We start from the raw sequence: 13,120 nt of genomic DNA, 5'->3' as shown, positions 1-13,120 counted from the left end.
TTTATAAAAATCAGTATACAAAATATAGATTTAAGAGAAACTAAATCAGAAATACATTTGATAAGGAGTTTTTCATATGGTTTTTTATATATCCGTAGCAATAATTGGGTTATTTGTATTGTGGGGACTTATATCTCCAAATTCTTTAGCAAGTACAGCTACACTTGCGTTAGCTTTTACAACAGATAAATTTGGATGGATGTTTCTTATAATTACATTTTTAGTATTAGTATTTATGATTGCATTAGCCTTTAGTAAATACGGTAGACTAAGACTTGGGCATGAGGATGATAGACCTGAATTTAGCAATATAACTTGGTTTGGAATGCTATTTAGCGCAGGAATGGGTATAGGTCTTGTGTTTTGGGGAGTAGCAGAACCTTTAGATCATTATATTTATCCTTTATCAGGAATACCAAAACTTACACCTGAAGCTGCTAATGCTGCTATAACTTTTTCATTTTTTCATTGGGGACTTCATGCATGGGCTATATATTCTTTAGTAGGACTTACTATAGCTTATTTTAGATTTAGAAAGGACAAAAAGTTACTTATAAGTCAGACTCTATCTCCAATTATAGGAGGTGATTTGAATTCTCCACAATCTAAGTTTATAGATATTCTTGCAATAATAGCAACGGCATTTGGAGTTGCTACATCTTTAGGTCTTGGAGCCATGCAAATAAACGGAGGACTTAACAATTTATTTGGAATAAATATAAATATATTTAATCAGATAATAATAATAATAATATCTACTATATTATTTTTAATATCTTCAACAACTGGACTTGAAAAAGGAATTAAAATACTTAGTAATATAAATGTAGGTATAGCTGTATTACTTTTAATATTTGTATTTATACTAGGACCAACAGCAAATATACTTGAGGTATTTACTAATAATTTAGGAAATTATCTTCAAAATATTATATCTATGAGTTTGAGATTAACACCATTTGAAGAATCAAATTGGATAGCCAATTGGACATTATTTTACTGGGCATGGTGGATAGCTTGGTCACCTTTTGTTGGTGTATTTATAGCAAGGGTATCTAAAGGAAGAACCATAAGAGAATTTATAATAGGAGTATTATTAGTACCATCTTTATTTAGTTGTATATGGTTTGCTGTATTTGGAGGAACTGCATTAAGCTTAGAGATAAATACCAATCTAGCACTACTTGAAGCATTAAAAGTAGATATGAGTTCAACTTTATTTGTAATGTTAGAGAGTTTGCCATTTGGATATATTATAAGCATAATAGCAACGATACTTATACTTACTTTTTTCGTATCATCGGCAGATTCAGCAACTTTTGTATTAGGTATGTTTAGTGCTAAAGGTTCTATGGAACCAACTAATAAGGTAAAATTAGTCTGGGGAATACTTCAGGCATTAGTTGCAGTAGCACTACTTCTTAGTGGAGGACTTCAAGGACTTCAAACAATGTCAATAGTTACGGCACTTCCATTTAGTATAATATTAGTACTTATGATGCTATCTTTTATAATGGAACTTAGGAAAGAAAAAATATATAAAATACCAAAGCACCCTAAAAAGCACTAGTATTAAAATATACAAATAAGAAAAAATATAAACGATATTACTTTTAAGGAGTGACATTATGAATAATAACAAAAAATGTGAAGGAAATAACCAATGGTCAGGTTCTAATGAATGTGTAACTAATAAAGCTAATAGAAATAAAAAAGACGCTACTAATAATGAGTGGACGTCAACTTTAAAAAATGTTTCTGATAGTAGTAAAATATATAATGATAAAAAATAGCAAAAAGTACCTAGATTAATCTAGGTACTTTTTTATTTAATCTTTATACAATCTTAATGTATATAGAATTATATTAACATTCATTTTATATAAAAAATAATAGAATAATCATATACAAAAATTAGGAGGAGAAAAAATGAGTAGCATTGTAATTCAAGTAATATTTTTTATAGCAATAGTTTTATTGCTAGCAAAACCTTTGGGAATTTATATATCTAAGGTATTTAAAGGTAAAAGAGTATTTCTAAGTAAAGTAATAAAACCTATAGAAAAATGGATATATAAAGTTCTTAAAATAAATGAAAATGAAGAAATGTCAGGTAAAGAATATATTTTAAGTTTAATGGCATTTAGTGTCATTAGTTTATTATTTGTTATGTTTTTACAAATGATTCAGTATATATTACCACTAAATCCTGAAAAATTAAGTAATGTAAATTGGGATTTAGCTTTTAATACAGCAGCAAGCTTTATAACTAATACAAATTGGCAAGCATATAGTGGAGAGACTACATTAAGCTATATGTCTCAAATGTTAGGTCTAACAGTTCAAAACTTTGTATCAGCAGCAGTTGGGATAAGTGTACTTATGGTTTTAATAAGAGGATTTAAGAGAACTAAATGTTCTAAACTAGGAAACTTCTGGGTAGATTTAATAAAATCGACTTTATATGTGCTGATACCTTTATCTATGGTACTTGCAATATTCTTAACAACTCAAGGAGTAGTGCAAAACTTTAAACCTTATCAAGAAGTAAGCTTAGTAGAAGAAATAGTTTTAGATGATAAAAGTACAGTAGATACTCAGATTATTCCAGGAGGTCCTGCAGCAAGCCAAATAGCAATAAAACAATTAGGAACAAATGGAGGAGGATTCTTTGGAACGAATTCAGCACATCCACTTGAAAACCCAACATTATTATCAAATATAGCTCAAGTAGTATCAATTATATTAATACCAGCAGCATTATGCTTTACATTTGGTGACATGGTAAAAGATAAAAAACAAGGAACCACACTTTTATCTGCAATGATAGTAATATTTGTAATAGCTATGGCAACAACTATGTATTATGAATACAAGTCAACTCCAGAATTAGTAAATAATCCATATATATACAGTGAGATAGATGATAATCAGTCTGGAGGAAATATGGAAGGAAAAGAGGTTAGATTCGGAGTTACGAATTCTGCTATATGGGGGGTAACAACAACATCAGCATCTAATGGTTCTGTAAATTCTATGCATGACTCTTTCACACCAATAGGAGGAATGATTTTAACACTACTTATGCAACTAGGTGAAGTAGTATTTGGAGGAGTTGGTTGTGGACTATATGGCATGTTAGCGTTTGTAATATTAACAGTATTTATATCAGGTCTTATGGTAGGTAGAACTCCTGAGTATCTAGGAAAGAAAATAGAACCTTTTGAAATGAAGATGGCATCTATTTTAATAATAACTACTCCAGTCTTGGTTTTAGTTGGAACTGCTATGGTTTGTATGTTACCAAATGCAAGTGATTTATTAAACAATAGTGGGGCTCATGGATTTTCAGAAATATTATATGCATTAAGCTCTACAGGAAACAATAATGGTAGTGCATTCGCAGGATTTGGTGCAAATAATATATTCGTAAATTTATTAACAGGTATAGTAATGTTACTTGCTCGCTTTATACCTATAATATTAATAATAAATATAGCAGAGTCTTTAGCTAGCAAAAAAATAGTTCCACAAAGTTCGGGTACATTAGCCACTAACAATACACTATTCGTATTTTTATTGGTAGGAGTAGTACTTATGATAGGTGCATTAAGTTTCTTACCATCTTTAGCACTTGGACCAATAGCAGAACACTTGAGCATGATATTTTAATATAAGGAGATAAGATTATGGGTGATTTAAATAAGACTTTCATAAATAAAGATATTTTAAAAGGGGCTACTAAAGATTCTATAAAAAAATTAGATTTCAAGAATCAACTAAAAAATCCGGTAATGTTTATAGTTTATGTAGGTTCCATAATAACTAGTATTATAAGTGTTTTATCTATTTTTAACATAACAAATGACAATACACCATTTACTATAACAATTAGTATATTTTTATGGTCAACAGTGTTATTTGCAAATTTTGCAGAAGCAATAGCAGAAGGTAGAGGAAAAGCACAAGCAAGTAGCTTAAGAGCTGCTAAAAAGGACGTTTTAGCTAAAAAGCTCAAAGAGTGTAATATAGATAGTGAATTTGAAATGATTCCATCTAATTTACTAAAAAAAGGAGATATAGTTTTAGTAGAAGCAAATAACCAAATACCAGCAGATGGAGATGTTATAGAAGGAGTGGCATCTGTTGATGAAAGTGCCATAACAGGTGAGAGTGCACCAGTTATAAGAGAATCTGGTGGAGATAGATGCGCAGTAACCGGTGGAACAACGGTGGTATCAGACTACTTAATAGTAAAAGTTACATCAAATGCAGGTGAAAGTTTCTTAGATAAAATGATTGCTATGGTTGAAGGGGCACAAAGAAAAAAAACTCCAAATGAAATAGCTCTTCAAACTTTACTAATAGCGTTAACAGCAATATTTTTAGTAGTTACAATTACACTATATCCATTTAGTAGATTTGCTGTAAATCAAAATGGAGTAGGAAGTGTAGTTTCTATAACATCTTTAGTAGCCTTATTAGTTTGTCTAGCACCTACTACAATAGGAGCACTACTTTCCTCAATCGGTATTGCAGGAATGAGCAGATTAAATAATAAAAATGTATTAGCAACATCAGGAAGAGCTATAGAGGCAGCAGGCGATGTAGACATTTTACTTCTAGATAAAACAGGTACTATAACTTATGGAAATAGACAGGCAAGTGAATTTATACCTCTTAAAAATGTAGATATGGAGGAGTTTGTTTATTATACTGAATTAAGTTCTACACTAGATGAAACTCCAGAAGGAAGAAGTATAGTAATACTTGCAAAAAAGAAGAAGGCAATAAATGGAAACTACTTAGATGTTAAAAATCCTGAATTTGTTCCATTTTCTGCAAAAACTAGAATGAGTGGTACTAATATAGGTCAAGACAAGATAAGAAAAGGGGCAGCAAGTGCTATTAAAGAATTTGTAGAAAATATGGGAGGTAATTATCCAAAGGAATGTGATGAGATAGTAGAGTCAATATCTAAAAAGGGAGGAACTCCTTTAGTAGTTTGTAAAAATGAAAAAGTATTAGGCGTAATATATCTAAAAGATATACTAAAAAAAGGTGTATCTGAAAAATTTAACGATTTAAGAAAAATGGGAATAAAGACTATTATGATAACGGGTGATAATCCATTAACAGCAGCAGCTATTGCAGCAGAAGCTGGAGTAGATGATTTTTTAGCAGAAGCAACTCCTAAAGCTAAGCTTGATTTAATACATGAATATCAAAGAAAAGGGCATTTAGTAGCAATGACAGGAGATGGAAGTAATGATGCTCCGGCACTTGCACAAGCAGATGTTGCAGTTGCAATGAATACAGGAACTCAAGCTGCTAAAGAGGCTGGTAATATGGTAGACTTAGACTCAAGTCCAACAAAGTTAATAGAGATTGTAAAAATAGGTAAACAGCTATTAATGACTAGAGGAGCTCTTACAACTTTTAGTATAGCAAATGACATAGCAAAATATTTTGCTATAATACCACCCCTATTTATAGGTATATATCCTCAACTTGATAAATTGAATATAATGAATCTATCTAGCCCAGAAAGTGCAATAATGAGTGCTGTTATATACAATGCACTTGTAATTATAGCGTTAGTTCCTCTTGCTTTAAAGGGAGTTAAATACATAGAGCTTCCTGCTAGTAAGTTATTATCAAAAAACTTAATGATATATGGTGTCGGAGGCATTATCACACCATTTATATTTATAAAATTAATAGATATGCTTATAAGCATGATTATGTTTATATAGTTAAATAAGGAGAGTTTAATATGGAATATATAAAAAAAGCATCTTTAATATTTATAATAATGACAGTAATAACAGGAATTTTGTATCCAGTTACAGTAACAGCTTTTGCACAAATATTTGTACCGTACAAGGCAAATGGTAGTATAATAAAAGAAGATGGTAAAAGCATAGGTTCAGAAATATTAGGACAAAACTTTACTAGCCCAGATTACTTTTGGTCAAGACCATCAGCAACTTCAGACTATCCATATAATGGATTAAGTTCTGCTGGAAGTAATATGTCCCCAACAGGAGAAGATTTTGAAAAAGTAATAGATGAAAGAGTAAAATTATATAAAAAGTATGAAGAAAATAGTGATAAGAAAATACCTGTTGATTTAGTTACAGCATCAGGAAGTGGATTAGACCCACATATATCATTAAAAGGAGCAATATATCAAGTAGATCGTATAGCAAAATATAGTAAAGTTTCGAAAGAAAAATTATTAGAATTAATAGATAACAATACAGAAAAGAAATTTATGGGTATATTTGGAGAAGATAAAGTTAATGTATTAAATCTTAACTTAGATTTAGAAAAAATCAAATAGTTAATGGGGGAAATATGAATAGACCAGATCCAGAAAGTTTATTATCAAAATTAAATAGTGAAGAAGAAAAGTCAAAAAGAGGTAAATTGAAAATATTCTTTGGGTATGCAGCAGGAGTAGGTAAAACCTACTCCATGCTTGAATCTGCACATACTCTAAAAGAAAATGGAGTAGATGTAGTAGTAGGATATGTAGAACAACATTCAAGAAAAGAAACTCTGGCTTTAATAGATGGACTAGAGGTTTTAGACATAAAAGAAGTAAAGTATAAAAATATAGTTTTAAAGGAATTTAATTTAGATTTAGCTCTTAAAAGAAACCCAGAAGTAATATTAGTAGATGAGTTGGCACATACAAACGCTAAAGGATGCAGACATGCTAAAAGATGGCAAGATATAGAGGAACTTCTAATGGCAGGAATTGATGTATATACTACAGTAAATGTACAGCACTTAGAAAGTTTAAATGATATAATTGAAATTGTTACCAATGTATGTGTAAAAGAAACTATCCCAGATAAAATAATAGATTTATCATCACAACTTGAGTTAATAGATGTAGAACCGGATGTGTTGTTAGAGAGATTTAATCAAGGTAAAATATACAAAAAAGAACAAGCAATAAGGGCACAAGAAAATTTTTTTACTAAAGATAATTTAATAGCACTAAGAGAATTGGCACTTAGAAAAACAGCACAAAAGGTAAATAAAGAGGTTGAAATAACTAGACTATCAAAAGGAAAAGAAATAGTAATCCCAACCTCAGAAACAATACTTGCATGTGTTTCACCATCGCCATCATCTCAAAAAATACTTAGAACTGCATCTAGAATATCACAAGCATCGTTATCAAAATTAATAGCTATACATATAAAAAATCCAAGCCAGAAAGAAATGTCAAAAGAAGCAAAAAAACAGTTAGAAAATAACCTAGAACTTGCAAAAAAACTAGGTGCTGAGATTGTGCTTTTACATGGCGATAATATGGTGGAAGATATTTTAAGATTTGCAAAAATGAGAAATGTAACCAAAATTATAATAGGTAGAAATCATAGAACTCATAGTATATTTTCTAAATTTGTTAAAAAAGATATAGTAGATAAATTAATAGATGAAGCTGACTACATAGATATACATGTAATACCTTATAAAGGAAGAAGCAGTAATAGATATATAACTAAAAATGAAAGTAGTTTAATATCAAAGATTAAAGTAAGTAGTCTTGATATAATAAAATTATTATGCATAACAATAGTAGTTACGGTAATATCTTCTGTATTAAAATATATGGGATTTATACAAGAAAATATATATTTAATTTATATACTAGGTGTTGCTTTAGTATCTGTTATTACAAAAGGATATACAGCGGGAATAATAAGCTCAGTTATAAATGTAATCCTTTTAAATTACTTATTTACAGAACCTTTTTATACTTTAGATATTGATGATCCAAATCATATAATAACACTAGTTGTATTTTGTATAGTAGGTATAATAACATCAACACTTACATCAATAATACAACAGCAAGTTGAAATATATTCAAAAAGAGAACAAAATACTCATATGTTATATGAAATAAATAGAAGCTTCTTGAGATTATCGAATAAAGAAGAAATTATAAAAAAAGGATTAGAATTACTTTCGGTAGGTCTTGATAAAAATGTAGTATGTTATATAAAGGATAAGAAGCAAAAAGAATTAAAATTATATAAGAATATAAAAAATAAAGAAAATGAAGAGATTTTTATATCAGAGTCTGAAAAGGCAGTAGCTAAATGGGTATTTAACAATAGTACTATTGCCGGAAATGGTACAGCTACATTACCAGGATCTAGAGGTTTTTATATGCCTATAATTGGTATGAATGAGACTTTAGGTGTTATAGGTATTTCTTCTTTAGGTAAAAAGATAGATAATGAGGATATATGCCTAATAGAAGCGGTAATAGCACAAATGGCTATATCTATAGACAGAGAGATATTAGCAGAAGTGCAAAAAGAAGCTAGCCTTGAAATTGAAAGTGAAAGATTAAGAAGTAGCCTATTAAGAGCAATATCCCACGATTTAAGAACACCACTTGCAGGAATAAGTGGTGCAGTTAGTACTATCATAAAAAATAAAGATGCAATAAATGAAAGTATAATAGATGAGTTGTTACATGGAGTATTTGAAGATACTCAATGGTTAATAAGGTTAGTTGAAAACCTACTTAGTATGACAAGGATAGATGAAGGAAAGCTTGAAGTTAAGAAAAATCCAGAAATGATAGAAGAAGTTATATCAGAGGCTTTATCCCATATAAAAAAGAGGATACAATATATAAAACTTAAGATAGATATACCAAATGAAATACTGTTTGTTCCTATGGATGCTAAACTTATAGAACAAGTATTAATAAATTTAATAGATAATGCTATAAAATATTCTAAAGAGGAGTGTGAAATAAATATAAAGGTTTATGAGGAGGGAGAATATATTGCTTTTGAGGTAAAAGACAATGGACCGGGTGTTTGTGAAAATGTTATAGATAATATTTTTGATAGATTTTTTACTGGTGAAATAAAATACAGCGATTCTAGAAAAGGAGTTGGGCTAGGTCTTTCCATATGTAAGTCTATAATAAATGCCCATAAAGGTGATATAAGTGTAAAAAATAATAAAGACAAAGGAGCAACATTTAAATTCATACTTCCAAAAGAAGACTAGACAGAGGGGAAATAAAATGAGTAAATATCTTATATTAATTATAGAAGATGACAGTACAATAAGAAAATTTATAAATGCATCACTAACAACACAAGACTATATGGTTAAAGAAGCAACAACTGGTAAAGAAGGTATATCTCTTTGTATGTCTTACTCTCCAGATGTCATATTACTAGATTTAGGTCTTGAAGATATAGATGGTATAGAGGTCATAAAAAATATAAGAAATTTGAGTGATGTACCTATAATAGTAGTATCAGCAAGAGAACAAGATAGAGAAAAAGTAGAAGCTTTTGATATGGGAGCAGATGATTATATAACAAAGCCATTTTCTGTAGCTGAACTATTAGCTAGGGTTAGAGTAGCTATTAGACATTCGCAAAAAAATAAGCCTAAGGCTATAATTAAAAATAATTTTGATTATAAAGATTTATATATAGATTTTGACAAAAGGAAGGTAACAATTAAAAATGAAGAAATACATCTAACTCCTATTGAATATGATATATTATCTTTACTTGTAAGATATCATGGTAAAGTTCTTACACACAAGTTTATTGCAAAAGAAATATGGGGAAGTACGCTTGGAGGTGAAATAAAATCATTAAGAGTATTTATGGCAACGATAAGAAGAAAAATTGAAAAAGAACCAGCAAATCCAGAATATATAATAACTGAAATAGGTATAGGATATAAGTTAAATGATGAATTATAAAAAGAATAATAAAAAAGAGTACTTAGTCTAAATAGAATAGTACTCTTTTTTTATAGTAAAATTAAATGTATCTAATATAGATATTAAATTTATTCAATTTGATACATACTAATCATATGACATTAAAATATATAAAAAACAAGGAGGTATAATATTTGAATAAAGATTTTTTTAATAAAGATGGTATAGAAGTGGCTAAAGGTATATTAGGTAAATATTTAATAAGAAAATACAACAATGAAACCATAGTAACAAAAATCGTAGAAACTGAAAGCTACATGGGAAAAGATGATAAAGCATCACATGTATATAATGATAAAAAAAGCAATAGAACAGCACCTCTTTATTTAGAAGGCGGTCATATATATGTATACTTAATATATGGTATGTACAATTGTTTAAATATATCTGCAAACAAGGAAAATATACCAGAATGTGTACTTATAAGAGCAGTAGAACCTATTAAAGAAATAGATGAGATATCTTTTAATAGATATAAAAAACATTATAAAGACTTAAATTCATATCAGAAAAAAAATATAACTAATGGACCAGGGAAGCTTTGTATGGCACTTAATATAGGTAGAGATTTAAATAGTAAAAGTATACTAGGTGAAGAACTTTTTATAAGTGATTTTTATTATGAAGGAAATAAGAAAATATATAGTAGTAATGATTTTGAAATAATAAATAGTAAAAGAGTTAATATAGATTACGCTAAAGAAGCTAAAGATTATTTATGGAGATTTTATATAAAAGACAATAAATTCGTCTCTGTTAAATAAATGTGAGTTTATGGTACAATTATATAAATAACAAATTAATAAAGGGGATATTATGAGGAAAAATACAAAAATATTAGTGGTTGAAGATGATATAAGCATAAATAAGCTCTTATGTGATATGCTAAGGCAAAATGGATATGATATAATATCTGCCTTTTCAGGTACAGAGGCTATTATAAATATAAAGTATGGAAATATATCTATGGTACTTTTAGATATAATGCTACCAGGAAAAAATGGAGAAGATGTACTTTCTTATATAAGAAAAGAAATGGATATACCTACAATAGTTATATCTGCTAGAGAGGAGATAGATTTAAAGGTAAAAATGCTAAAAATGGGAGCGGATGATTATATAACAAAGCCTTTTGATATAGATGAGGTGCTAGCTAGAATAGAAACGAATTTAAGACGATATAAAATAGGTAAAAATACTATAAATGAAGATGTAATAAGCTTTAAAGATATAAAAATGAATAATATACAAAGAGAAGTAACCGTTAATGATAAATTAATAGAATTTACTAATATAGAATATAAAATTTTAAATATATTTATAAAAAATCCAAATAAGGTATTTACAAAAGCTAATTTATTTGAAAGTGTTTGGGAAGATGAATTTTTAGGAGATGACAATACTATAACAGTACATATTAGTAATATTAGAAATAAACTATCTAAATATGGAATACATAAAGAATACATACAAACTGTATGGGGAATAGGATATAAGCTAATAGATAAAAATTAATACTTTCTTAATAATTTCTTTATGCTTTATTAGAACTTAAATCTTAATATATAGGTATAAAGGAAGGAGAAGGGGCCATGAAAGAATATATACTAAAAACTTACAATATAAGTAAGAAATATAAGAAAAACTTAGTCGTAGATAATGTAAGTATATCTGTAAAAAGAGGGGATATATATGGATTTATCGGTCAAAATGGAGCTGGTAAAACTACTATAATGAAAATAATAACGGGATTAGTCAATCCTAGCGAAGGATATATAGAAATATTTAAAGAAGTAGAGAAAAATAAAATAAATAAAGAAAGAAAAAGATTAGGAGCACTTATAGAAACACCAGCTTTATATTTAGATATGAGTGCTAGTGAAAATTTAGAAGTATTAAGAATACAAAAAGGAATACCAGGAAGTAGTTGTGTAAATGAAAAGTTAAAGATGGTAGGATTAGAAAATACAGGCAAAAAGAAAGTTAAGCAGTTTTCATTAGGAATGAAACAAAGACTAGGAATAGCTATGGCATTACTATCTGATCCTGAAATTTTAATACTTGATGAACCTGTAAATGGACTAGATCCTAAGGGAATAGTTGAAATAAGAGATTTATTAAAAAAATTAAATAAAGAAAAGAATATGACAATAATTATATCGAGTCATTTATTAAGCGAGTTAAATCAAGTAGCAACTTGCTATGGGATAATAAATAATGGAAAATTAATAGAAGAAATAAGCCAAAAGGAGTTATATGATAAATGTAAAAAGGCTCTTAGAATAAAGGTAGATGATATAAACAAAGCTGTAGTTTGTTTAGAATCTGTATTAAAAACTACTAATTTTAAAGTATTAAAAAATAATACTATAAAATTATATGATTATATAGATAACCAAATAGAAGTATCTAAAGCTCTTATTAGTTCTAATGTAATAACTGAAGAAATTGTATCTATTGGAGATGATTTAGAAGATTACTTTATGAACTTAATAGGAGGTAGATTATAATGGAAAATTTAATTAAGTCAGAACTGTACAAGCTAAGAAAAAGTAAAGTTTTTATAAAAATGCTACTAATAACTCTAATTCCATTATTATTAGGATTAGGTCTTCACATATTTAAGCCTCAAGGAGATGAAATTCTTAGCTTAATAGTAACTTTTATAAATAACAGAAAATATGGATTTACTATGAATGATTTTAGCAATATAAAAAATTTAAGTGCTCAAGATTTTTTATTCTCAGCAATAGGATTTACAGCTGTTACATATATGATTTTAGTATATTTTGTAGGAAATATACTTGTAGATGAATACGTAGATAAAACTATAATGCATAAGATAAACTATGGATATAGCAGAACGAGTATATATATATCAAAGTTAATAGTTTCATTTATAGGGGTAAGTATTATAGCTTTATTTCCAATAATACTCAATACATTAATAGGCGGATTAATGTATGAATTTGGAAATTTTGATATTTTAAAAATATCAAAGTTTTTAACTTTATATATGCTACTATTATACGCATCTACAAGTTTTTATGTACTTTTAGCTAGTATAATGAAGATAAAATCAGAACTTATGGGATTTGGAGTATTAATCCTACTTTTACCAGCATTTTTGACAGAAAAAAATGTATTGTATTTAACTAAATATATTCCATATGGTGGATTACTTGATATTTGTGGAAAATATCCAAGTAATGAGGTTATGGTAAGTTTAGGATTAAATGCTATAATAGTTATAATAATAACATCTACACTTGGATGTATATTAATAAATAAACAAGATATTAAATAAATTTATGATAGAAAAGGAGA

11 protein-coding genes are annotated in these 13,120 nt (G+C 28.2%); all 11 read left to right on the top strand.

All coding sequences use genetic code 11. From position 1 onward, the window contains the following. Positions 1–76: 76 nt before the first annotated feature. The 11 genes from I1959_RS10335 (at position 77) to I1959_RS10285 (ending at position 13,100) form a co-directional block, all read left to right on the top strand. Positions 77–1,570 carry a glycine betaine uptake BCCT transporter gene (locus I1959_RS10335; RefSeq protein ID WP_092925270.1) on the top strand — a complete coding sequence of 498 codons (1,494 nt, stop codon included), beginning with the start codon at positions 77–79 and terminating at the stop codon, positions 1,568–1,570. Positions 1,571–1,628: 58 nt separating this feature from the next. Next, positions 1,629–1,793: a hypothetical protein gene (locus tag I1959_RS10330; RefSeq protein ID WP_166505610.1), complete on the top strand. Its 165-nt coding sequence runs from the start codon at positions 1,629–1,631 to the stop codon at positions 1,791–1,793. 136 nt (positions 1,794–1,929) lie between these two features. Beyond that, positions 1,930–3,672, top strand: a complete 1,743-nt coding sequence (kdpA, locus tag I1959_RS10325) for a potassium-transporting ATPase subunit KdpA (RefSeq protein ID WP_166505609.1) — start codon at positions 1,930–1,932, stop codon at positions 3,670–3,672. Between the two features lie 17 nt (positions 3,673–3,689). Next, positions 3,690–5,756 (top strand): potassium-transporting ATPase subunit KdpB, encoded by a 2,067-nt coding sequence (kdpB, locus tag I1959_RS10320; RefSeq protein ID WP_166505608.1) that lies wholly within the window; start codon positions 3,690–3,692, stop codon positions 5,754–5,756. A gap of 20 nt (positions 5,757–5,776) precedes the next feature. Further along, positions 5,777–6,346: a potassium-transporting ATPase subunit KdpC gene (kdpC, locus tag I1959_RS10315; protein ID WP_195238216.1), complete on the top strand. Its 570-nt coding sequence runs from the start codon at positions 5,777–5,779 to the stop codon at positions 6,344–6,346. 14 nt (positions 6,347–6,360) lie between these two features. Then, positions 6,361–9,057, top strand: a complete 2,697-nt coding sequence (locus tag I1959_RS10310) for a sensor histidine kinase (RefSeq protein WP_195238214.1) — start codon at positions 6,361–6,363, stop codon at positions 9,055–9,057. 16 nt (positions 9,058–9,073) lie between these two features. Beyond that, complete coding sequence (locus I1959_RS10305; protein ID WP_092925280.1) at positions 9,074–9,772, top strand: response regulator; 699 nt, start codon at positions 9,074–9,076, stop codon at positions 9,770–9,772. A 155-nt stretch (positions 9,773–9,927) separates the two neighbouring features. Further along, complete coding sequence (locus I1959_RS10300; RefSeq protein ID WP_092925282.1) at positions 9,928–10,557, top strand: DNA-3-methyladenine glycosylase; 630 nt, start codon at positions 9,928–9,930, stop codon at positions 10,555–10,557. A 52-nt stretch (positions 10,558–10,609) separates the two neighbouring features. After that, on the top strand, positions 10,610–11,308 hold the full coding sequence (locus tag I1959_RS10295; protein ID WP_195238212.1) for a response regulator transcription factor: 699 nt from the start codon (positions 10,610–10,612) through the stop codon (positions 11,306–11,308). Positions 11,309–11,385: 77 nt separating this feature from the next. Beyond that, positions 11,386–12,303 (top strand): ATP-binding cassette domain-containing protein, encoded by a 918-nt coding sequence (locus I1959_RS10290; RefSeq protein WP_166505604.1) that lies wholly within the window; start codon positions 11,386–11,388, stop codon positions 12,301–12,303. Then, positions 12,303–13,100, top strand: a complete 798-nt coding sequence (locus I1959_RS10285; protein WP_195238210.1) for a hypothetical protein — start codon at positions 12,303–12,305, stop codon at positions 13,098–13,100. Before I1959_RS10290 ends, I1959_RS10285 begins: the two co-directional genes overlap by 1 nt. Positions 13,101–13,120: the final 20 nt, after the last annotated feature.

The organism is Romboutsia sp. 1001285H_161024_C4, assembly GCF_015550185.1.
Taxonomy (GTDB): domain Bacteria; phylum Bacillota; class Clostridia; order Peptostreptococcales; family Peptostreptococcaceae; genus Romboutsia_C; species Romboutsia_C hominis.
Note: the sequence above shows the minus strand (reverse complement) of the source record. Positions and strands in the feature narration are given on the sequence as shown.